At 68.0% G+C, this 22257-nt stretch carries 21 protein-coding genes and 1 tRNA gene; 12 read left to right on the top strand and 10 right to left on the bottom strand.

Going from position 1 to position 22257, the window contains the following annotated elements:
- Positions 1–35: 35 nt before the first annotated feature.
- The gene (locus AC56K1_RS20210) at positions 36–938 is read left to right on the top strand and encodes a pirin family protein (RefSeq protein ID WP_497159585.1); all 903 of its coding nucleotides are present in this window, start codon (positions 36–38) and stop codon (positions 936–938) included.
- 238 nt (positions 939–1176) lie between these two features.
- On the opposite strand, the gene AC56K1_RS20205 is transcribed toward AC56K1_RS20210, so the two are convergent.
- The 3 genes from AC56K1_RS20205 to AC56K1_RS20195 all read right to left on the bottom strand — a co-directional run bounded on the left by AC56K1_RS20205 (position 1177) and on the right by AC56K1_RS20195 (position 5173).
- Complete coding sequence (locus AC56K1_RS20205) at positions 1177–2715, bottom strand: FHA domain-containing protein (protein WP_497159584.1); 1539 nt, start codon at positions 2713–2715, stop codon at positions 1177–1179.
- Positions 2716–2831: 116 nt separating this feature from the next.
- On the bottom strand, positions 2832–3797 hold the full coding sequence (locus AC56K1_RS20200; RefSeq protein WP_497159583.1) for a PP2C family protein-serine/threonine phosphatase: 966 nt from the start codon (positions 3795–3797) through the stop codon (positions 2832–2834).
- 77 nt (positions 3798–3874) lie between these two features.
- Complete coding sequence (locus AC56K1_RS20195) at positions 3875–5173, bottom strand: MFS transporter (RefSeq protein WP_497159582.1); 1299 nt, start codon at positions 5171–5173, stop codon at positions 3875–3877.
- 69 nt (positions 5174–5242) lie between these two features.
- On the opposite strand from AC56K1_RS20195, the gene AC56K1_RS20190 reads away from it, so the two are divergent.
- Complete coding sequence (locus AC56K1_RS20190; protein ID WP_497159581.1) at positions 5243–5707, top strand: GNAT family N-acetyltransferase; 465 nt, start codon at positions 5243–5245, stop codon at positions 5705–5707.
- On the opposite strand, the gene AC56K1_RS20185 is transcribed toward AC56K1_RS20190, so the two are convergent.
- The 5 genes from AC56K1_RS20185 to AC56K1_RS20165 all read right to left on the bottom strand — a co-directional run bounded on the left by AC56K1_RS20185 (position 5696) and on the right by AC56K1_RS20165 (position 11684).
- The gene (locus AC56K1_RS20185) at positions 5696–6151 is read right to left on the bottom strand and encodes an SH3 domain-containing protein (protein WP_497159580.1); all 456 of its coding nucleotides are present in this window, start codon (positions 6149–6151) and stop codon (positions 5696–5698) included. The genes AC56K1_RS20190 and AC56K1_RS20185 overlap by 12 nt on opposite strands.
- Before the next feature lie 8 nt (positions 6152–6159).
- Positions 6160–7722 carry a hypothetical protein gene (locus tag AC56K1_RS20180; RefSeq protein WP_497159579.1) on the bottom strand — a complete coding sequence of 521 codons (1563 nt, stop codon included), beginning with the start codon at positions 7720–7722 and terminating at the stop codon, positions 6160–6162.
- On the bottom strand, positions 7692–10022 hold the full coding sequence (locus tag AC56K1_RS20175) for an FtsW/RodA/SpoVE family cell cycle protein (RefSeq protein ID WP_497159578.1): 2331 nt from the start codon (positions 10020–10022) through the stop codon (positions 7692–7694). Before AC56K1_RS20175 ends, AC56K1_RS20180 begins: the two co-directional genes overlap by 31 nt.
- Complete coding sequence (locus tag AC56K1_RS20170; RefSeq protein WP_497159577.1) at positions 10019–10981, bottom strand: serine/threonine-protein kinase; 963 nt, start codon at positions 10979–10981, stop codon at positions 10019–10021. The genes AC56K1_RS20175 and AC56K1_RS20170 overlap by 4 nt, the downstream gene beginning before the upstream one ends.
- 133 nt (positions 10982–11114) lie before the next feature.
- Positions 11115–11684, bottom strand: coding sequence for a PXPV repeat protein (locus tag AC56K1_RS20165; RefSeq protein WP_497159576.1), 570 nt, complete (start codon positions 11682–11684; stop codon positions 11115–11117).
- A 211-nt stretch (positions 11685–11895) separates the two neighbouring features.
- Here AC56K1_RS20165 and AC56K1_RS20160 point away from each other — a divergent pair, with 211 nt between their 5' ends.
- Both AC56K1_RS20160 and AC56K1_RS20155 read left to right on the top strand, forming a co-directional pair.
- Positions 11896–13038, top strand: coding sequence for a metallophosphoesterase (locus tag AC56K1_RS20160; RefSeq protein ID WP_497159575.1), 1143 nt, complete (start codon positions 11896–11898; stop codon positions 13036–13038).
- Positions 13039–13118: 80 nt separating this feature from the next.
- Positions 13119–14558: a M20/M25/M40 family metallo-hydrolase gene (locus AC56K1_RS20155; protein ID WP_497159574.1), complete on the top strand. Its 1440-nt coding sequence runs from the start codon at positions 13119–13121 to the stop codon at positions 14556–14558.
- Positions 14559–14610: 52 nt separating this feature from the next.
- Here the strand turns inward: AC56K1_RS20155 and AC56K1_RS20150 are convergent, their stop codons facing one another.
- On the bottom strand, positions 14611–14979 hold the full coding sequence (locus AC56K1_RS20150; RefSeq protein ID WP_497159573.1) for an Lcl C-terminal domain-containing protein: 369 nt from the start codon (positions 14977–14979) through the stop codon (positions 14611–14613).
- 218 nt (positions 14980–15197) lie between these two features.
- On the opposite strand from AC56K1_RS20150, the gene AC56K1_RS20145 reads away from it, so the two are divergent.
- Positions 15198–15755, top strand: coding sequence for a hypothetical protein (locus tag AC56K1_RS20145; protein WP_497159572.1), 558 nt, complete (start codon positions 15198–15200; stop codon positions 15753–15755).
- Between the two features lie 89 nt (positions 15756–15844).
- Here the strand turns inward: AC56K1_RS20145 and AC56K1_RS20140 are convergent, their stop codons facing one another.
- On the bottom strand, positions 15845–16516 hold the full coding sequence (locus AC56K1_RS20140; protein WP_497159571.1) for an SOS response-associated peptidase: 672 nt from the start codon (positions 16514–16516) through the stop codon (positions 15845–15847).
- Positions 16517–16633: 117 nt separating this feature from the next.
- Between AC56K1_RS20140 and AC56K1_RS20135 the strand changes: the two genes are divergently transcribed.
- From AC56K1_RS20135 to AC56K1_RS20105, 7 genes are all read left to right on the top strand, one after another.
- The gene (locus AC56K1_RS20135) at positions 16634–17038 is read left to right on the top strand and encodes a hypothetical protein (RefSeq protein WP_497159570.1); all 405 of its coding nucleotides are present in this window, start codon (positions 16634–16636) and stop codon (positions 17036–17038) included.
- A gap of 9 nt (positions 17039–17047) precedes the next feature.
- Positions 17048–17245, top strand: coding sequence for a hypothetical protein (locus AC56K1_RS20130; protein WP_497159569.1), 198 nt, complete (start codon positions 17048–17050; stop codon positions 17243–17245).
- A 329-nt stretch (positions 17246–17574) separates the two neighbouring features.
- Positions 17575–17659 (top strand) — tRNA-Leu (locus tag AC56K1_RS20125).
- Positions 17660–17789: 130 nt separating this feature from the next.
- Positions 17790–18581 carry a hypothetical protein gene (locus tag AC56K1_RS20120; RefSeq protein WP_497159568.1) on the top strand — a complete coding sequence of 264 codons (792 nt, stop codon included), beginning with the start codon at positions 17790–17792 and terminating at the stop codon, positions 18579–18581.
- 43 nt (positions 18582–18624) lie between these two features.
- A complete protein-coding gene (locus AC56K1_RS20115) occupies positions 18625–20853 on the top strand; it encodes a penicillin acylase family protein (protein ID WP_497159567.1) in 2229 nt (742 codons plus the stop codon).
- Positions 20854–20860: 7 nt separating this feature from the next.
- Positions 20861–21418 carry a sugar O-acetyltransferase gene (locus AC56K1_RS20110; RefSeq protein WP_497159566.1) on the top strand — a complete coding sequence of 186 codons (558 nt, stop codon included), beginning with the start codon at positions 20861–20863 and terminating at the stop codon, positions 21416–21418.
- A gap of 128 nt (positions 21419–21546) precedes the next feature.
- Entirely contained in the window at positions 21547–22170 is a 624-nt protein-coding gene (locus tag AC56K1_RS20105) for a PEP-CTERM sorting domain-containing protein (protein ID WP_497159565.1), read from the top strand.
- Positions 22171–22257 lie beyond the last annotated feature (87 nt).

The following is a 22257-nucleotide window of genomic DNA, read 5'->3' as shown; positions in this document are numbered from 1 at the left end:
ACAGTTAAAGACCATTCACCACCGGGAGACCCGCCATGGCCATCGCGCACCTGCTCAAATCGCATGACAAGGATCTCGGCGGCGGCTTCACGGTCAGGCGCCTCCTGCCGGCGGCCGCGCGCCAGTCGATCGGCCCCTTCCTGTTTTTCGATCACATGGGGCCGGTGGAAGCCCAGCCGGGCGCGCGCCACGACGTGCGCCCCCACCCGCACATCGGCCTGGCCACCGTTACCTATCTGTTCGAGGGCGCCATCATGCACCGCGACAGCCTGGGCACCGAGCAGCGCATCGAGCCCGGCGCGATCAACTGGATGACCGGCGGCAGCGGCATCGTCCACTCCGAGCGCACGCCGGAGGACCTGCTCCAGAAGGTGCGGCGCACCCACGGCCTGCAGCTGTGGGCGGCGCTGCCGCGCGAGCACGAAGAGGCGCCGGCCGCGTTCTCGCATACGCCCGCAGACCAGATTCCGGAAGTCGAATTCGAAGGCGCCACCGTGCGCGTGCTGGTCGGCACGGCCTTTGGCCGCAGCTCGCCGGTGCCGACCTTCAGCCAGACCCTCTACCTCGACGTGCAGCTGGCGCCGGGCGCATCGATCGAGTTGGGCGGCCTGCCCGAAGAAAGCGCCGTGTACGCACCGATCGGCGCGATCGAGGTCGACGGCGAAGCAATCCCCGCCAACACCATGGCGATGGTGGAGCCGGGCCTGCCGGTGCGGGTGTCCTCAAGCGCCGGCGCGCGCTTCGTGCTGGTCGGCGGCGCGCCGCTGGACGGCCGCCGCTACATATTCTGGAATTTCGTCTCGTCCAGCCGCGAGCGCATCGAACAGGCGGCGCGCGACTGGGAGGCGGGCGCCTTCACGCCGGTGCCGGGCGACGACGAGCGCATCCCGTTGCCGGCCTGGCCGGCAGCCTGGCGGCACGGCGACCAACGCGCCTGAGCTGCGGGGCCTGGCTGTTAAACGCAAGGCTGGCGCGCGCGCACTTTGTGCGGAAGGAGTACGCTGGTCATCCCATACCGGGTTTTTATGTCACGCGCGAAAGGATGCGCCATGAAAATTCCAGAACATCTCCAGATCCCGTTCATCGTGTTTGCCCTGCAGGCGGCATTGCTGGCGGGCGCGTCGCTGGTCTTCCTGATACTGCGTCCGCCAGGCGCCTGAAGCGCCCCGGACAGGTTCAGGCGTCCAGCCAGGCAGGCAGGGCGCGGCGGCGCTCGCTGCTGCGCACCGTTGAATCGCGCGCTTCCGGATACGGCTGCGCTGCGAAGCGGCGTTGCGGCCCAATGCCGCGCAGACGGTCGAGGGCCGTGCCCGGCGCCAGCGGCGTGTCCTGTCCCGATACGGGATCGCGGTGCCAGAAGCCGCCGTCGCGGTGGAACAGCAGCGGCAGCGCGGCCGCGCGCGGCAGAGCTGCAACGCCGGCCTTGCCCGGATCGGTGTCCGGGGCCAGGATATAAAAGGCTTCGGCGCCCGCGCCCGCATCCACGCGGTGCAGGATGACGCCGTGCGGCAGCAGGGCCGTCACCTCGAGCTCGGCCACGTCGCGGATGCTGGCAGTGAGCGCGATGCGCATGCCCAGTCGCAGCGGCACTGGCGTGTGCCTGCCGGGCCAGACGCCGTCGAGCAGCAGCCCGTAGCGCGACACGTCTTCGATCTCGAAGCCGTGGCGGCTCTGGCGGATCACCGCATGGCGGCCCGACAGGCGCCGCGTCAGGCCGCCGCGCTCCATGCCATGCTCGCCGTAATGAGCCAGCAGCAGGTCGGCTTCCGGCGCAGATTCCTCGAACCGTCCCAGCACGCATTCATCCAGCGCGAACAGGCGCAGGTGGCGCTGCGCCGCCGCGTCGGGCTCGGCATGCACCAGACTGGCGGTGCTGCCAGGACAGGGGTGGTCTTGCGCCCCGGTCGGGACGTCGATCTCGATCAGGTCTTCGTCCCAGGCGATGGTGGAAAAACCCAGGTCGATCTTGCCATTGTCTTCGCCCAGGTTCACCTGCGCGATCGAGGCGTTGCGGGCCGTCACGTCGATGTCGACCCGGCCGCCGCCCGGCGCCTGCACCCGCGCGATGCCGGCGTCGTCGGCCGTCACGCGCACGTTCTTGCAGGTGGCCAGGAAAGCCTGATGGATCTCGCCCAGGCTCGCATCCTGGCGCGGCACCAGGATCACCGGGCTGCAGGTCCAGGTGCGGCTGGCGTCAAGGCGCTGTGGATGGCGGCTGTGCAGTTCGATCTCGACCCGGTACTGGCCGTGCTCCAGGCCGCGCGAGGAAAATTCGAGGAAGACCGGGCGCCAGTCGCCGCGCGAGGTGCGCTGGAAGGCATGGTGTTCGGCGTCGCGCAGGCGCAGCCCGGTATGCACCAGCATGCGTACTTCCGGCGCGCAATCCATCGGCATGCCGCGCAGCTCGAGCTTGATGGCCTGGCGCCCGCCGGCGGCACGCGGGTCGAAGCCGCTGATGTGCAGCTGCGGGCGCTGCAGCAGGACCCGGGGCGGCGGCTGTGGCGCAAAGACGGTTGCCGCGACCGGGCCGCGGCCGGCGCGCAGGGCGCTGATCGCATCGAAACCCGAGGGCAGGCCGGCGCTGCAGACAATCGGAGGCGCCGCCGCGGTAGCAGGCGCATCTGCCGGCTGCGCGTGCCCGTGCGCACAGGCGCCGTCGCCGGGCATGACCCAGACGGTGCAGTGCGGATGATCGGGATTACGGCAGCGGTTCATGGTCCGGAACGGGCTTTCGACAGGTTGACGAGCGCATGCGCAAGTTTATGCGCTTTTGGGTGCCAGCGGCGCGCCGCAATCGTTGATAAGTAACATTATTTTCTATTGGGAATTTTTTAAGTCGCGGCATCAATCGGCAAGGCGGTCTCATCAAGATGGGAGACCAGCGCGCGCACTACCAGCGCGGTGAGGTTATCGGGCTGCAGCCCCGGGGGCGGCATCTCGTCGAGCGCGTCGAACAGGCGCGCGACCATGACGGCGGACGTAGACGCGTCCGCCAGCAGGGCGGGCCAGCGGCCGACAAACCGGTCGGGCGCGGCGCACGACCAGAAACCGTCCGTGGCCAGCAGGTAGGCGGCGTCAAGGCGCAGGCTCAGCACCCGCCGGTCCGGCAGCTGGCGCAGCCAGGAGGGCAGCATCGGCGGCGTCAATTCGACCAATGGGTCGGACAGCCGGGACGGGTGGCTGAAGGTGTTGCCGAGAATGAAAGCCTGGGCGATCTGCGGCGAATGCCCGCCGTGCACCTGCTGCCGCCAGGCGTGCTCGTCGATGCGCCCGCTCATGGCCGCGGCAGTGGCGGGCACGTGGTCGACGGTGAGGGGTAGGGCGTATTCATGGCTGATCTCGTACAGGCGCGAGTCGCCCACGTGATAGAGCAGTGGCTGGCCGCCGGCAGGCAGTTCCAGCAGGGTCAAGGTGGTGCCGGGCCGGGGGCCCGCTTCACCGGCGAACTGGCGCTGCAGCCTGGCGTGCAGCAGGTCGAGCTGGCGGGAGAGCTCGTCCGTGGTGCGGCAGGGCGGTAGCGCGAGCAGGCTGGAGGCCACCGCTTCGGCCGCCTCGCGTCCATGGCCGTGTCCGCCCATCCCGTCCAGCACTGCGACCCGGCCGTGGCCCGCCGGCCAGCTGGCCAGTTGCGTGCGACGCGGCTCCTGCCCGAGCAGCTGCCAGGCGCTGCCGGTGAAGTCGATGACCACGAAATTGTCCTGGTTCTCGGCGCGCTGGGCAGGGCCGCTGCCGCGCCGGCTGGCGACGGCGACGTCATAGTGCGGCGCGAACTGGAAGGCGGACAGGAGATCGGACAAGGCAGGCGGCATGGTTCGGGTGCAAATCGTGGCGATCCTGCCACTTTACACCTGAACAAGACCGGGCAAAGCCCCGATCAGATAGGGTTTTTCCGGTTTCCCGTGGCCAGGATCAGCGCATTGGCCAGCACGCAGGCGCCGGCCGCGCCCAGGGCGGCCTGCACGCCCCAGTGGTCGGCGACCTGGCCCCAGACCACGCTGCCCACGACATAGCCGCCGGACATGACGAACAGATAGATCGACAGGGTGCGGGCCCGCACCTCGGCCGGGAAGGACAGCTGGGCCGCCGCATTCAGGGTCGAGACCGTGGCCGACCATGCCATGCCGCCGCACACGATCAAGGGCGCCAAGAGGGACAGCGAACGGGTGCTCGCCATCGTCACCAGCATCAGGCCATACACCAGCAAGGCGCCGACCAGCACGCCGGTCTTGTCGACCCGGGCGCGCACCTGCGGCAGGAAGAAGGCTGCGATGACGGCGCCGCCGCCCAGGCAACCCATCAGGAGGCCATAGGTGCTCGACTCCTGGTGCAGCACGTCGCGCACGAACACCGGCAGCAGGCTGGCGAAGGCGATGGTAGCGAAGAACACCGAGCAGACGTTGCGCAGGATGCGCCGGTAGCGCGCGCAGCCGAAGGCGGTGCACATGCCTAGCCGGAAGCGCTGCGTGAAACTCTCGCGCACGGTGGGCTGGGGCATGCGCTCCTGCCACCAGGACCAATAGACCCCGAGCAGGCCGGCAAACGAGAGCGCATTGGCCAGGAACAGGGCGCTGGCGCCGATCCAGCCGAACAGCAGGCCGCCGAGCGCCGGGCCGATGATGGCCGACAGGTTGTACGAGAGGTTGTTCAGGGTGGCCGCCGCTTCCACTTCGTCCGGTTCCACCAGCCCCGACATCGCAGCCTGCCAGGCCGGCCAGACAAAGGCGGTGCCGATGCCGACGCAAAAGGTAATCGCCAATACCGCGCGGCTGGACACCAGCCCGGTCGTGACCAGCACCGCCATGGCGGTGGCGCACACGGCCATGTAAAGATTGCAGAAGAACAGGAACTTGGGACGGTGCACGGCATCGGCCACCACGCCGGCGAGCAGGGCGCACAGGAAGATCGGCACATAGGTCGCGGTCTGCACCATCGAGGTGATCGAGGCCGATTGCGACATCGAGGCCACCAGCCAGGCCGAGGCGAAGGTCTGGATCCAGGTGCCGAGGTTCGATACCATGTTGGCCAGCCAGATGTTGCGGTAACGCCGGTGCCGCAGCGGCCGGGTCAGGGGAACTTTGCGGCGGGTGGTGGCCGCAGAAGGCGCGGCGCCGGTACTGGTGCTGGGGTTGGACATGGTCAGCACAGTGTAGAAGGCTTCCGTGCCAAAGGTCAATAAAATTGCCTTTAGGAAAGTCTTTAATATGATATTGTGGCGTTCCCAAAACATCTTGTATTGACGGCCATGCTGATCCGACCGCTGGCAGCCACGGACATTCCGGCTGTGGCTGCATTGTTGCGCGAGCTCGCACGGGAATTCATCGTGCACCAGTCGACCCCCGAAGGGGCATCCACCTTCCTCGCGGAGAACGACGAGATGGGCGTGCGCGGCTTCCTGGCGCGCGGCCACGTCTACCATGTGGCGGTCGTCGAGGGCGAGTTGGCCGGTTTCGTGGCGGTGCGCGACCGCGGCCACCTGTTCCACCTGTTCGTGGGCAAGCGCTGGCACCGGCGCGGGGTGGCGCGCGCCCTGTGGGATGCCGGGCGCGAGGCCGCGCTGGCCGCCGGTGGCGACGGCACCTTCACCGTCAACTCCTCGAATTTCGCGGTGCCGGTCTATGAAAGCTTCGGCTTCGTGCGGGTCGGCCCGACCCAGTGCGCCAAGGGCCTGTATTTCAACCCGATGCGCCTCGACGCTCTAGAAGACTGAGGCTTCCTGGCGCCGGCGCAGCCACAGGCTGCTGGCCCAGCCTTCCTGCTGTTTTCCATCGACTTGCGCAGTAACCCGCCACCAGTCGCCCTCGAACTGGCCGGTCGCCGTCACCTGCGCGCCCGCCGGGACGATCCCCAGGCGCGGCGCGTTGACGCCGGCCGCCGCCCGCAGATTCAGGTCGTCGCGCACGCGATAACGTTCACCGGCGACCGGCGTGTCTGCAGCCGCCTGCGTTGCCGGCAGCGCGGCCGCGTGGACAGTTGCCGGTGGCCCGAACAGTCCATGCAGCAGGGCCCCGAGCAGCGCCGTGCCGCACACCAGCACGGCGAGCGCGCGTGCATTGGGCCGGCGCCACCAGGCGCGCGGCGTGAGCCAGGCTGCAAGGCAGAGCGAGAGCAGCAGGCCGCCCAGATAGGCGGCAATAATCGTCGCGGAGAACATGGCAGGGTTCAGGCGTCGAAGCGCAGCACGTAATGGCCGGCGGCCAGGTGGTGGCCGGGGGGGACCAGGTAGGGCTGCTCGGACGTGGCGACATCGACCTGCGCGACCAGGCGCAGTTCCGCATCCAGGTGGAACAGGGCCTGGGTCTCGGACAAGCGCACGATGCGCATGCCGTCGCTGGCGACTTCCCAGCTGAAGGCATTGCGCGACAGGCCGAGGCGATCCGCGCTGGCGGCCACGCTGCCGCCCTGCTGGCGCAGGAATTGCGGCGCGTCGAGCACGCGCAGCCCGGCCAGGGCGGGCATGCCGCGCCCGAACACGAGCCGGGTGCCGGCGGCAGCCGGCTGGTCCGGGCCTTGGGGCAGCGCAAGCAGGGCGCAGTAGCGGTCGGCCATCTGCGGCGGCACCGCGTGCAGCTGGACGCTGCCGCCGTCGAAGGGTGCGAAGCTCGATGGCACGCTGACCCGCTGGCGTCCGGCTGCGGTGATCGCATATACCTCGTCGGCTTCGTCGACGGCGAAGCGCATGAGGTTCTCCTTGCCAGGGGCGGCCGGCGCCAGGGTGGCGCCCAGGCCGATTTCCAGCGCCTCGGCCCCGGTGTCGCGGTAGCGGCTCAGGCGCGGCAAGGCCAGGGCGGCCAGCGTGATGCGGTGGCGCGCGACCGGTGCGTAGGTGGCGTCGTTTTCCGGTGCGGCCGATGCGGCAGGCGGCTGGCTTGCTGCCGGCATGGCGGTCATCTCGCTCTCTGCGTGGTCGGGGACGGCGGCGCGCGCCTTCCAGACTGCCGGGGCGCGCACTTGGGCGGCGTTCTCCGGCTTGTCGGGTTCGGCCAGCGGCGCGCCCGCTGCACGCGTGACCCGCAGCAGCAGGCGCTGGCCGGCGGTGTCGCCGGTGCCGCGCTTGCTGCGGATGACGTAATAGCCGTTGGCCTCGTCGAACTGGCAGTCCAGGGCGTTCTTCGGGCGCACTTGCACCTCGATTGGCGCGTCGGCGCCATCGTTGATCAGGAGGATGCCGCCTTCCACCCCGAAGGGCCAGCCAGGTACGCCGAAGGTCGCGTTGGCGGCATCCTGGCCGACCACGGTCAGGCGCTGGTTCGGGTAGACCGCGCACACCGGCTGCCAGATGGCGCTGTCGCGCGAGGCGCTGACGGTGTACAGGACCTGCTCGCCAGGGGCCGGCAGGTAGACGGCGTGGCCGAACTTCACCTTGACTTCGCCCTGGTTCACTTCGTCGGCGCCGACCACGTGGTAGCGCACTTCGTCGCCGCCCAGCAGGTCGCCGAAGTCCTGCTGGTGCAGGGCCGCGAGCGACTGCGCCAGGTCGCGCACGCGCGCGCCGCGGGTCAGGTGGCGATCGTCGTCGACCTCGTCCTGGGGCAGCATCAGCGTGACGTGCGAGAAGCAGCGGGTGGCGGCGCGCCCGCGCTGTTCGCGCGGCGAGCGCTCCAGCAAGTCGCGCAACAGGGGACGGCGCGAGAACAGCGCCAGGCCAGGGGCCTGCCACAGCGCCTCGGCATTGAACACGTCGCTGACCCTGGCTAGGACTTCGTGTTGGACGTAGACCGGCATGATTGACTCTCCTCGAAAGATTGAACGCTCGCCATGCCGAACGCTAGCAGGGGGCAGATGAAAAACAGCAGGTGCGAGCCGCCGGCGGACAGGAAACTCATGGGCTGGCCCATGATGGGAAACAGCGCCAGGTTGGTGCCCCAGGACAGGAGGAAATGCCCAGCCAGGAAGGCCGCACCGCCGCACAGGGCGAAGCACTGGAAGCGCCCCAGCCAGGCGCGCCGGAAGTCGCCGGCCGCGAGCGCCGCCTGCCAGGCCGTGCCGGCCGCATGCAGCAGGGCGCCCAACAGACCGGCCTGCAGCACCCACAGCAGCAGGCCTCCCAGCAAACCGTGGCGATTGAGCAGGAAGGATGGGGCGAAATCGTCCTGCACGGCCGGGATGCGCAGCGCGTCGCCGGCAGCCTGGCCGAGGGAGGCGACCCCGAACAGCCCGTCGCTGCCCAGCCAGCCGCCGTCGGCGACTGCGCGCGCGCCCATCAGCATCTGCTGGCCGGTATGCGGGTGGGCGGTCGGGTCGGCCCAGACCTGGAAGCGCTCGGTGTAGAAACCGGCGGCGCCCATGCTCGGTGCGGCCTGCTGCAAGGCGGCTGCGCCCAGCAGCAGGGCCAGGCACAGCGCGCCAAACGAAACGGCGCCGCGCCGGCGCCCGCTGGCCAGGCACCAGGCGAGAAAGCTCACCGCGGCCCAGACCAGCAGCAGGATCAGCGGCGAATAGTCGTCGACCTGGATCAGGGCCACCGCCAGCAGCAGCACGAACAGCAAGGCCGGTGCGGTCAAGCGCAGCCAGCTGCGCCACGGCTGCTGGCCGGGCATGGCCCCGCCCGTGGCCAGGGCCAGGCAGTGGGCGCTCAGGGCCGCCAGGGCCAGCTTGGCGAATTCCACCGGCTGCACGTCGAACACGCCGGTCTCGTTGCCAAAAGCCACCTGCAGCACCAGGCCCGCCAGCGCCGCGATGGCCAGCGCCACCAGCAGCCATTCGGTGGCCGGGCGCGACACGCGGTTTTGCGCGACGCCCTGCAGCAGCAACAAGCCCGTTGGCAGCCCAAGGGCCAGCAGCACGCAGCTGTTTTCCACGTGGCGCAGCCAGGCCGTGTCGCGCGCGCCCAGGCCCAGTTCGAGTTGCACCAGCAGGCCGGCGCCGAGCAGCAACAGGGCGGCCGCGCCCAGCACCGGCACGCGGCGCGGCCACAACAAGGCATGCCAGAGCGCGGCCCAGGCCAGCAGCAAGGCCCAGCCCACGCCCGGCGCCGCGCTCGTCCTCTGCATGACCAGCACCAGCACGGCAAGCGCGACGATGGCGACGCCTGCCAGCACGCGGGCGACGGGGGCGGCGCCGCGCAGCGGACCTGCCAGGCGCCAGCCGGCCAGGCCGGCGAGGAGGGCGGCGGCGAGCGCCGCGCCCCATGCGGCGGCTGGGGGCGTGGCGAGCCGCCACAGCGAGCGCTCGCGCCAGGTCCAGCGCACGGCCGGGGCCGATTCCATTTTGGGCTCCGCGAACAGCTCCACCTGGGCCGATGGCAGCAGCCGCAAGGCGCCGTTTTCGATGGATAGTGCATAGGCGGTGCGGCCGACCGCGAGGCTGGAAACGGCTTCCAGGCGGTGCTCGCGCTGAGCCGCATCGCGCCACAGGCCGTGCTCACGCACCAGCACCGGTTGCGATCCGCGCACGGTCAAGGCAATGCCGCCGGCATTGTCTCGCGCGAGCGTCACCTTGCCGGTGTCGAGGCCCGGCACGGCAAGCCGGTTGCCGCAATGGAGATGGCCGCCGAAGGCGAGCGGACGTTCGAAGGCGAGGACATTCGGCGTGATCCGGTTCCACCAGGTGGCCAGGTGCGCGCTGGCGCCGGCCTCCGGGCAGGCCGGCTGCACGGCGCCGTCGCGCAGCAACAGCGCGCCGTCGTAGGCCCAGGTATGGCCGGCGCCACGCAGCGCGGCGCGTCCATCCTCCAGGCCGGTCACCTCGAACAGCGCGGCGCCGATGTGCAGGCCCTGGCCTCCGGCCAGGACCGTGCTGCCGGTATGGCGGCGCTCGTCGCCCTGGCCCAGCACGGCCGCCTGCGCCGGGTTGGCGTTCTGCAGCCACCATCCGCCGCGCGCGTCGCGCCTGACCGTGAACTGGTGGCTGCCCGCACGCGGGGCGGCCAGCCCGGCGCGGCCCAGCTGGGCCGATTCGCCGGGTTTGAGTTCGAGCGTGATCGCGGCGGGCAGCCAGCGCTGGGGCGTCAGCACGAGCGCGGCGAGCTGCAGCATGCACACAACACCGAGGGCCAGCGCGGCCCAGGCGAGGCGCGCCTTCATGCGGCGCTCCGCAGCAGGGGTCGATTCATCCCGTCGCGCACCGCGCCCAGCATGCGGCTGATCTCGAGCGCATGGCGCGGCCGCTCGCCGGGTTGGGGCGCCAGCAGGCATCGCAGCAGCGCGTCCGCCTGGACCTGCGCGCCTTTGAAGCAGCCGGCAAAGCGCGCCGCTTCGTCCGGCTGCAGCACCGGCGGCAGTCCACCATGTTGTTCGCGCAGATTGGTGGCGCCCTCGCGCCCGTGCGCCGCATAGGCCTGGGCGCAGGCGGCGCCGTAGCGCAGCACCTGGCCGCAAGCCAGGTAGTAGAGCAGGGCGCCGAGCGCGAAATAGTCGCTGCGCGCATCGCTTGCATACAGGCCGCCGGCCTGGGGAAAGAACTGCTCGGGCGCCTGCCAGCTGGCGGTGCCGGCGTACGGCTGCAGCGGGGCGTCTTGCCGCGCGCGGCTGGTGCCGAAATCGGCCAGCTTCAGGCTGCGGGTGCGGTGCTCGACCAGCAAATTGGCGGGCTTGAGGTCGAGGTAGCGGAAGCCGGCCGCATGGACCTTGGCCAGGGCCTGGTTGACCTGGGCCGCCCAGTCGAGCGCCTGGGCGGGACTGGTGCGCCGCCCGGCAAGCTGTTCGGCCTTGAGCAGGCTGGAGAGGTCGCCGTCCAACAGCTCTAGCGCCATCGCCGGCAAGCCATCATGCTCGCCGCTGTCGAAGAGGCGCACGATGTGGCGCCCATCCCAGGGTGCGAGGCTGGACAGGAAATCTGCTTCCTTGCGGGCGCTTTCGGTCCAGTGGCTCCGCAGGGCGGCAGGCGCGCGGCCCATCTGCTCGCGGTTGACCAGCTTGATGGCGACGCTTGCGCCCCCTGGCGCCTCGGCGCGCCAGACCAGGCCATAGGCGGAACCGCCGAGCCGCTCGCGCAACAGGTACTGGCCGCGTGCCAGGGAAACGATGCTGCCTTGCTGGTTCATTGCCTGCCTCCCGCAACCGGCGCCGGGCGCCCTTGGGGATGGCTAGCGGGGGGAGGTGAAAAACCGGGGCGCCGCCCGCGGCGGGTAAACAGGATGGGCGTAAAAAAACCGCGCAGTGCGCGGTTGTTGTGGATCAGCGGCCGTAGCGGTCGTCGCGGTCCCAGTCGCGGCGGTCGTGGCGGCCATCGCGGTCCCAGTCACGGCGGTTGTGACGGTCATGGCGGTCCCAGTCGCGGCGGTTGTCGACGTAGACTGCACGCGGCTGCACGTACACCGGGCGCGGTTCCACGTACACCGGACGCGGTTCCACGTACACGGCACGCGGCTGGACGTACACCGGACGCGGCTGGTAGTAGCCACCATTGTTGTAGCCAACCGATGCATAGCCACGGTTGCCGTAGTGGCCGCGGTTGTCGGAATAGTTACGGTTGTCGTAATAGCCACGGTTGTCGTAATAGCCACGGTTGCCGGAATAGCCACGGTTGTCGTAATAGCCGCGATCGTTGTGGCGCGACACCGAATTGCCCAGCGCCGCACCGATCACGCCACCCACCAGGGCACCACCCGAGCCGCCGGCGCTGTGGCCGATAGCTGCGCCGACCACGGCGCCGATTGCAGTATTCACGCCACGGTCATCCGCCATAGCAGGCGAAACGGCAACCGCGGCCAGCACCACCGCACCAAAGCATTTAGATTTCCACATGGCGTTTTCCTTTTATTGCCTCAGCGGGGATCAGGATGATCATGACGACGCCAGGCATGAGTGAACTATAGGGCCATGCCTTCGCACTGCCACTCGTTAATACAGATTATTACAAGTGGACACTGGCCGTAACATGGGAAACGCTCCCTTGCAGTGGGGCCGGGCCGCCCCATCTAACAATTGTTACCGTTTATCCCCGCCCGGCCCCCCTGTGAACAGATCCTTCGCCACCGTCCTCTCCTTGCTCGTGCTGCTGCAGGCGTATATCGGCATCCGCCTGCTGCCGGACCTGGCGCTGGGTGTGTTGCCAGCTGTCGTTGCGGTATTGCTGCTGGTGCTGTTGACCGTGCTGGTGCCGGTGGGCTTGCTGTCGGCCTCGCTGCGAAGGCGGCGCTGGTCCGAAGGCCTCGCCTGGGCCGGGCTGCTGTCGATGGGTTTCTTTTCCTCGCTGCTGGTGACCACCCTGGCGCGCGACCTGGTGCTGCTGGCGCTGCGCCTGGCCGGCATGCTCACTCCTGACATGATTCACGGCAGTGCCGTGGCGGTGCCGCTGCTTGCCTTGGCTGTCACCCTGCTGGGCTTCGTCAACGCACGGCGCCTGGCGCGGGTGGTGCATGTCGACGTGCCGATCGCCGGCCTGCCGCAGGCGCTGCACGGCTATTTGATTGCCCAGGTGTCCGACATCCACGTGGGCCCGACCATCCGCCGGCCCTACCTGGAAGCCATCGTCGAGCGTGTCAACAAGCTCGGCGCCGACGCGATTGCCATCACCGGCGACCTGGTGGACGGCAGCGTGCAGCGGCTGGCCGCCCATACCCGGCCGCTGGCGCGCCTGGCGGCCCCCGACGGGGTGTTTTTCGTCACCGGCAACCACGAATACTACTCGGGAGCGGAAGAGTGGATCGCCGAAGTGCGGCGGCTCGGCATCACGGTGCTGATGAACCAGCACGTGATCCGGCGCCGCCAGGATGCCGGCCTGATGATTGCCGGGGTGGCCGACTACGGCGCCCACCAGTTTCATCCGGCGCATAAAAGCGATGCCTGGGCCGCCGCCGCGGGCGCTCCGGCGGACGTCCAGGTACGCGTGCTGCTGGCGCACCAGCCGCGCAGCGCGGCGGAGGCGGCCAAGGCGGGCTTCCACCTGCAATTGTCGGGGCATACGCATGGCGGCCAGTTCTTTCCGTGGAATCTGTTCGTGCCGCTGCAGCAGCCGTTTGTCGCCGGGCTGCACCGGGTGCGCGACATGTGGGTGTACATCAGCCGCGGCACCGGATACTGGGGGCCGCCCAAGCGCTTCGGGGCGCCGTCGGAGATCACGCTGGTGCGCCTGGTCGCCGGCCCGGCAGTCGTGTAAAGACGGCAATAGTGCGCAGCAAAAAGATGCTGGATGCGCTAAGCTTGGATTCCTCGCATTTCCATCCAAGGATTCCACGCATGAACCGCCGCATCCGCAGTTTCCCTGTCTTGAGCATCCTCGCTGCCGCGCTCCTCGCGCCTTCCGCCTGGGCCGCCAGCCCCGGCAACGATCCGGCGGCGCTGGCGCGGATCCGCGATACGGCCATGGCCAGCGACTATGCATGGGAACGCACGGCGGACATGACCGACCTGATCGGCCCACGCCTGTCCGGCTCGGCCGGGGCGGCCGCCGCCGTGACGCAGGTGGCGGAAGCCATGCGCAAGTTGGGCGCGAAAGTCACGCTGCAGCCGGTAAAGGTTCCGCACTGGGTGCGCGGCCAGGAAACGGGCGAGCTGGTCGAGTACCAGGGCCGCCCGACCGGCATCAGCCAGCGCGTGGTGGTGACCGCACTGGGTGGCTCGGGTGCGACGCCGGCCGCTGGCTTGCTGGCTCCGGTCGTGGTGGTAAAAAGTTTCGAGGAACTGAAAGCGCGCGGCGCCGAGGTGCGCGGCAAGATCGTCCTGTTCGACGTGGCTTTTGATCAGCACATGGCCGACCGCGGCCTGGCCGGCCAGGCCTATGGGCAGGCTTCGGCCTACCGCCGCGACGGCCCGCGCCTGGCGGCGGAACTCGGCGCGGCCGCCGCGCTGGTGCGCTCGGTCGGTGGCGCCAGCTACCGCCTGCCGCACACCGGCGGCACCGGGCTGGTCGACGGCGCGCGCATCCCGGCCGCGGCCGTCACGGCGGAAGACGCCATGCTGATGAGCCGCCTGGCCAAACGGGGCCCGATCAGCATGCGCTTGCTGCTGACCCCGCAAAACCTGCCGGACGCCGACAGCTATAACGTGATCGCCGACCTGCCGGGCGTTGAGAAACCGGACGAAATCGTGATCGTCTCTGGCCACCTCGATTCCTGGGACCTGGCCACCGGCGCGCACGACGATGCGACGGGCGTGGCCAGTGCCATGGCCGTGCTCGACACCCTGAAGAAACTCGACTATCGCCCGCGCCGCACCATCCGCATGATCGCCTGGATGAACGAAGAGAACGGAACCCGCGGCGCGCGCGGCTACCTGGCGGCCGAGCAGGCCAATGTCGACAAGCACATCGCCGCCATCGAAAGCGACAATGGCGCCGGCCGTCCCTTCGGCCTGCGTGCCAGCGTGCCGGCGGCGGCGAACAAGCTGTTCGCGCCGCTGCAGGCGGCCTTGCTGCCGATCGGGGCCGGTGTGTTCCAGCGCCAGGACGCGCTCTCGACCGGCGACTTGTCCGGGCTGGAGCGCGCAGGCGTGCCCAGCTTCGCGCCGCTGCTGGACACTTCGCGCTATTTCGACTATCACCACACCCCGGCCGATACGCTCGACAAGGTCGACCCGGACCACCTGCGCCGCCATGTGGCGCTAATGGCTGCGACCACCTGGTTCCTGGCGAATATCGAGCAGCCGATCGGGCGCGCGAACGTGCCAAGCGTCAATTAAGCCCTGCGGCGGCGGCGCCGTGTCCGGAGCCGGGCCGGCGCGCCCGGGCGCCTCAAGGCACGGGAATGCGCCGCACCGCGCGGGCATGGCCCCGGTACGGCCGCCCGTAAATGGTCTGGATGCCGCTGGCGAAATTCTGGCCCCAGACCAGCTGCGACCGCGTCTCGTGCGGTTCGCTGGACCAGTACCAGTTGCGCTCGAAGCCTTCGCGCTGGTTGGCGAACAATAGCGCCAGCTCGCGCCGCGTCGGCAGCGCGCCGCCGCGCGCTCCGGCCCAGTCGGCCGCCGTCGGCCAGCTGACGTCGGCAGCTTCGCCCGGCAGCAGGATCAGGTGGTAATCAAGGTCGTCCTTCCCCAGGATCAACCCCGCATAGGCCTCGCCGTCTTGCAGCATGGCCCGCACTTGCATGAACTCGCCCATATAACCTTTCCTCGTGGTTGGTAGCGTTCCATTAAGACCGTCCGGATCGGCCTTTGGTTGCGTCCACTGTTCGATCTGGCTCATACAAATACTTAATTTCATTGAGGAACTACGCTGGGTAATGCGATATCTCCGACAAGTTTTTTGGAAAAAAGTTGAACTTAGGAAGTTTCCACCGCTCAAAGCTACTCACGCATTGAATGACGCAAGGACCTTACATGAAACGATACGTCGGCTTTGCTTCCGGCTTCCGCCTCGACACGGCGCTATGCTGTGCCGCTGCGGCATTGGTAACGGCCTGCGGGGGTGAGATCCACGACGGGCCCGCGATCCGGCATTCCGCCACCGCAGCCGATGTGACCAGCGTGGCCAGTGCCGAGGCGCCGGAATCGGCTGCCATTGATCCAGTGGAGGCAAGCCCGGTCGAGACCGCGACTGTCCCCGCACCAGAAGCCGTCCCGGCGCCCGTGGCGGCGAGCCCGAGGACCGGGCTGGCCGGCGCAGCGCCAGCGGCGGCAGTTGCTGTGACGGCAACGGCCCCTGCAGCAACATCACCATCGGCCGGCGCCAGCCAGCCGGTAGCCGCGCCGGCCCCGGCTGCCAAGCTGAGCGGCTACGAGACCCCAGTGGAAACGCCGGCTGCCGCCAGCGGCAATCCGGCAAGGCCGGCGCCCACCGCGGCAGCCCCTGCCGCGGCGCCCACCGTGCCCTCGACTGTGGATCCGGAGACCGGCATGCCGACCGCGGTCATGCCGGCGCCTGCGACCGCGCAATAAGCTTCGTCACCAGCGCAGGTACAGCTTGCTGCCCTGAAAAAAAACCCGCAGCCGGTAAGCTAGGGTTTTTTTTACGACTGGCAAAATTTTCAGTCAGGGAGGGGCAGGGCCATCTGCGGATCCTGGGAGCCGGCGCGGTTCACCGCCGTGGTAACCTTGTACCAGTCGAAGGCATCCGGGGGCAGGGCGGCGCGGCGCGCCAGGTCGAGCGCTTCCTCGGCCGTGCGCGAAGGATCGAGCCAGAGCTCGGCATCGGCCGCGTCGAGCACCACCGGGCGCCGGTCGTGGATGTCGAGCATGCCGTCGGCCGCGTCGTCGGTGACCAGCACGAAGCCGGCTTCGGCGCGGTTCTCGCTGAAGCTGCCGAAATTGGCCAGCGCCAGCAGGAACAGCGGCGCGCGGTCCTTGCGGTGGATATGCCAGGGCTGCTTCGCGCCTTTCTCGCCGGTCCACTCGTACCAGCCCTCGGCCGGCACGATCGCGCGCCCGGACTTGAGCAGCGGCTTCCAGTAGCGGTTGGTCAGCTTGTCCATGCGCGCATTGACGACGATCGGCACCTTGCCCCCGGCCCATTTGGCGCGGTAGCTCCAGAACACGTCGTCGATGCGGTGCTCGCCGTCCTGGACATGCATCACGGGCCGGTAGCTGCCGGGGGAAACATTCCAGGCAGGAGCAGCCTCGCTGTCATACACGGCGTCGGCCCAGCCGAACACGCTGGCGTAATAACGAGCCGTCTGGCTCTGGTCAAATCGTCCACACATGGGCGCATGGTACCGCAGCTCCGCACAGCATGCGGCACGCCAGGGCTGGGGCACGCGGGTCCGCGCCCGCACGCAGTGGTATGCTCGTGGCTCAATTGATAACGGGGAGAAAACGGTATGGCAACTGGCTGGTGGAGCGTCTTGAAGACCGTGCCCTGGAGCGAAGTGATCAGCGCTGCGCCGCAGGTGGCGACCGGCGCGCGCAGGCTGTGGGATACGGTGTCGCGCAAATCGGGGGCCGCGCAAGGGATGGCCCCTGGCCCGGTCATGGACATGGAGCCCGACGAAGACGTGTTCGGCATCCTGGTCTCGCGCGTCGAGAAAAACGAATCGAACCTTGCCGACCTGCGCAACCAGATGCTGCAGGCATCCGAGATCATCGCCAACCTGGCCGACCAGAACGCCCAGCTGATCGCCAAGATGGAACTGGCGCGCAGCCGGCTGATGTGGCTGGGCATGGCGACCGGGGTCACGGGGGTGTTTGCCCTGGTGGCGCTGGCCCTGGTGCTCGGGCGCACCTAGGAGCGCGGCATGAAACTCGTGCTGATCCTGGCGACGCTGTTCGTCTTCGTGTCGATGCTGCTGAACGCGGCGCGGCGCCGCGGCAAGCTGAGCGAGGACGCGAACCGCGCGGTCGTCGGACTGGCCTCGTCGATGCGGATGTTCGTCTATGGGCTGCTGTTTTTTGTTGCGATCGTCTGCCTGGCGGTGGCCTGGCAGAGTCTGTAGCAGCCCGAGGGCTTGCCGTGTTCACTTGGATCTTGCATTGTGCGTGTGCGATTAGGCTGACAAAACCGTGAGCCACATCGGAGCTTGAGGGGAGAAGCATCGTCCCTATCTGTCGTCCATCCTCTTTTGGATAGTTTGCCTCTCCGTGTGTCTCCAGCTCAGTACAGACTGAGTTATTCGCCGCTGCCCTTGAAAGGGCGGCGGATTTTTTTTGTCCGTCCGCAGCAGCGCGGGCACGGATTCCGCGCCCCACGCTGGACAAGCGGCTTCCTGGTTCGGACTCAACTATTAACACCCTGCTTGCTGCCCGTAGTACAATCCTGCCCGGCGCGGGCATGGCGAAATTGGTAGACGCATCAGACTTAAAATCTGCCGCCGTGAGGCGTGCCGGTTCGATTCCGGCTGCCCGCACCACCACTCCTCAATTGCATCTTCGGTCGATTCCCGACCAGCTCTCGAGCTCATCGATTGGCCCCCCAGCCCGTATGGTGTAGCATGCCGGACGGCGCCTCATGTTGGCGGCGCCGCAGCAAGAGGACATCAATTGAACATCACACTGAACGACGACCTGCGCGCCTTTGTCGACCCGCTGACCCCCATCGAATACACTGCGCTCGAGCGCAGCCTGCTGGCGGAGGGTTGCCGCGACGCACTCGTGCTGTGGGGCGAGACCCTGATCGACGGCCATAACCGCTATGAGATCTGCCGCAAGCACGGCATCGATTTCCGCACCGTCCAGAACAACAGCTTCGCATCGATCGACGACGTGATGCTCTGGATGATCGACAACCACCTGGCCCGGCGCAGCGTGTCGGACTTCCAGCGCGGCGTGCTGGCGCTGAAAAAGAAGGAAATCGTCACCGCCCGCATGGCCGAGCAGCTCGCATCTCAGCCGCCCCAGCCGGAAGCAGACGACATGGAATCGCGTCCGCCGCCGCCCTGGAATACCCGCGAGGAAGTGGCCAAGGCGGCGCGCGTGTCGAGCAATACCATCAGCCAGATCGAACGCATCCAGAAGGCCGCGACACCGCAGCTGCGCGAAGCCGTGCGCGCCGGCACCATCTCGATCAATGCCGCCGCCAACGTGGCGCAACTGCCGGAAGCAATGCAGATCGCCGCCGTAGCCGGTGGCCGCAAGGAATTGCAGCAGGCCGCGCGCCAGGTGCGCGAGCAGAAGATGGCTACACGCCCGAAGAAGGAAACCGTGCCGGTCGACCCGGCCGACCAGATGGCTGCATTGAAAGCCGAAGTGGCTTCGCTGAAGGACCGCGTCGCGACCTTGCTGACCGAGAACGAAGTCCTCAAGCAGCGCCTGGTGCACGCCGGCCTGGCGTAAATAAACGACTACTCGCAGGTTTTTCACCCACAGGAGACAACGCATGCCCGCATCCCGCCTGATCGCTCCGGCCATTCTCGGTTTCGCCGTCCTGGGCGCCACGCTGCCGTCCACGGCCGCGCCAGCCGGCGCCGCACCGGCGGCCAAGCCGGCCCACGGCAGTGCCGAGCTGGCGCGCTGGAAGAAGACGGCGGGGCGGGTAGTGATCATGCGCGACAAATGGGGCATTCCCCACGTCTTCGGCAAACGCGACGCCGACACCGTCTTCGGCCTGCTGTATGCGCAGGCCGAGGACGACTTCAACCGGGTCGAACTCAATTACATCAATGCGTTGGGGCGCCTGGCCGAGGTCGAGGGCGAATCGGCGCTCTGGCGCGACCTGCGCATGAAGATGTATATCACCCCGGCCGACATGCAGGCCAGGTATGCCGCCAGCCCGGCCTGGCTGAAGGAGCTGATGGTCGGCTTTGCAGACGGCCTGAACTATTACCTGCATACCCATCCCGAGGTCAAGCCGAAGCTGATCACCCGCTTCGAGCCCTGGATGGCGCTGAGCTTCAGCGAAGGCAGCATCGGGGGCGACATCGAATCGATCGAGCTGAAGGAGCTGGAACGCTTCTACGGCAAGGGCCCGCAGCCGGTCCTGGCCGCGGCCGGCAGGAACCTGGACGCGGAACCGCGCGGCTCCAACGGCTTCGCGATCGCCCCGAAACTGTCCGCCTCCGGCAAGGCGCTGCTGCTGATTAACCCGCATACCTCGTTCTATTTCCGTCCGGAAGTGCACATGGTCAGCGAAGAGGGCCTGAATGCCTATGGCGCGGTGACCTGGGGCCAGTTCTTCATCTACCAGGGCTTCAACGACAAGACCGGCTGGATGCATACCTCGGGCGGTGGCGACGTCATCGACGAATACCTGGAAACCGTCGTCGAGCGCGGCGGCAAGTTCTTCTACCAGTACGATGGGCAGGAGCGCCCGGTACAGGCCAGGGTGATCACGCTGCCCTACAAGATGCCGTCCGGCGCGATGGCGAGCAAGACCGTCACCGCTTATTTCACCCACCACGGGCCGGTGGTGCGGGAGGCGGGAGGCAAATGGGTGGCCGTGAAAATGATGGACGAGCCGCTCAAGGCGCTGACCCAGTCCTACACCCGCACCAAGGCGCGCGACTACCAGGCTTTTTACAAGGCGATGGAACTGCGCACCAATTCCTCGAACAATACGGTGTATGCCGATGCCCAGGGCAATATCGCCTATTTCCACGGCAATTTCATTCCGAAACGCGACCCGCGCTTCGACTGGAACAAGCCGGTGGACGGCAGCCTGCGCGCTACCGAATGGCAGGGCCTGCACGCTATTGCCGAGACCATCACCCTGTTCAATCCGGCCAGCGGCTATATCTCGAACACGAACAACTGGCCGTTCAGCGCCTCCGGTGCGAACAGCCCGCGGCGCCAGGATTTCCCGGCCTACATGTGGTCGCTTCCTGAAAATGCGCGCGGCCGTCATGCCGAGCGCGTGCTCAGGAACGCCAAAGGATTTACTCTCGACAGCCTGATCGCGGCAGCCTACGACAGCCACCTGACTGCCTTCGAGCCGCTGGTCCCGCAAGTGCTGAGCGACTACGAGGCCTTGCCCGCGAGCGACCCGCGCAAGGCTGGGCTGGCCGCCCAGGTGGCCGCGCTGCGCGGCTGGGATTTGCGCTTTGGCGTCGCCTCGGTGCCCACCTCGTTGGCGATATACTGGGGCCAGGACATGGTTGCCCAGCATGCGCCGCGTGCCCGCGCTGCGGGCGTGCCGACCGTCGATTTCATCACCACCAGCCTGAACCCGGACGAGCGCCTGGCTGCGCTTGCGCGTGCATCGAACAAGCTCACCGCCGACTTCGGCAGCTGGCAGACCCCGTGGGGCGAGATCAACCGCTTCCAGCGCATCAGCGGTGACGTCGACCAGCAGTATGACGACAGCAAGCCGAGCTGGCCGGTGGGCTTCGCCTCGGCCAACTGGGGCTCGCTGGCCTCGTTCGGCATGGTGGCCAAGCAAAAAACCAGGCGCATCTACGGCGACCGCGGCAACAGTTTCGTGGCGGTCGTCGAGTTCGGCCCTCGCCTGCGCGCCAAGAGCATCCTGGCCGGCGGCAACAGCAACAATCCGGCCTCGAAGCATTTCGCCGACCAGGCCGAGATGTACAGCCGCGGCGAGTTCAAGGATGTGCTCTTCTACAAGGAAGACATCGAGAAGCAGCTCGAGCGGAAATATCACCCGGGAGAATAAGGTGCGCATGAGCGAGCGGCACAAGATGCTGGCTGGAGAACCCTACCATGCGGACGATCCCGAGCTGGTCGGCGAGCAGGCGGCCAACGCCGCCTGGCTGGCCCGCTACAATGCCGCGCTCGGCGCACCGGTCGCCGTGTGGAGCACCCTGCTGGCCGAGCGTTTTGCTGCGGTGGGCGAGGGCAGCATCGTGCGTCCACCCTTTCATTGCGACTACGGCTGGAACATCCGGCTGGGCAGCCGGGTATTCGTCAACTTCAGCTGCGTCATCCTCGACGTGGCGCCTGTGACCATCGGCGACGATACCCGCATCGGCCCGGCGGTGCAGATCTATACCGCCGAGCACCCGCTGGATGCGCTGCTCCGCCGCAGCGGCGTGGAGTCAGGCCGGCCGGTGGTGATCGGCAGCAATGTCTGGATAGGCGGCGGCGCGATCGTGCTGCCCGGCGTGACAATCGGCGACGACGCCGTCATCGGGGCGGGCAGCGTGGTGACCCATGATGTGCCGCCGGGCGCGACCGTGGCCGGAAACCCGGCCAGGCTTGTACCGGGCGCAACAAGCTGACGCTTCTTTCAGCCAGCTCAAGATGCTGTAAAAACAAGATTAGCAACACTGCAACTCCTATCGAGCTGATGTCTACTGGACCCGGCAGAACCGCCGTTTCCGATCGATATCCCTTTCCCCGGAGTGCAATGATGACCACCCGCCTCAACACCCTGACCCTGGCCGCGCTGCTGTGCTGCGCCGTGTCCGCGCACGCCCAGATCGCCGTCTACACCGACTACGGCGCCTTCCAGGCAGCCACCGGCGCTGCCGGCACCGATACCTATGATGACCTGCTGGTGCAGCAATACGGGCCGACGCTGAGCCGGAGCGCAGGCGACTTCAGCTATACCGTGTCCGCCGGCCAAGGGCTGTATGGTGCGGGCGAGGGGGGCGATGGCTGGCTGTCGACCAATTCCGGCTATGACAGGCTGGTCTTCAGCAACTTTTCGTCGACGGTCCACGCCCTCGGCGGAGAGTTCTTCGGCAGCAACCTGGAAGGTCAATTCACGCCGGGCACGACCATCATCCTGACCGCGCTGGACGGTACGTCGACCACCTATGTATTGCCGGAAAGCGAGACCAGCAGCTTCGTCGGCTTCGTCTCGACCTCGCCCCTGAACTCGGTCGTGGTCGGAACCTTTGGCGAAGGCTATTGGCCAACGGCGAACAACCTGACCCTGGCCGCGGCCGTGCCCGAGCCCGGCACCTACGGGATGATGCTCGCAGGCCTCGGCGTGCTGGGCTGCCTCACGCGCCGTCGCCGCAGCTGATCGGGTCCACGGCAGCCCCGGGCGGCTGGTGCTGGACCCTGCCGGCTTGCTATAATCCGGCGATTTCAGCAGCAATTCAGCGGCAAT

This window comes from Telluria sp. ZB4P37, from assembly GCF_059685855.1.
Note: the sequence above shows the minus strand (reverse complement) of the source record. Positions and strands in the feature narration are given on the sequence as shown.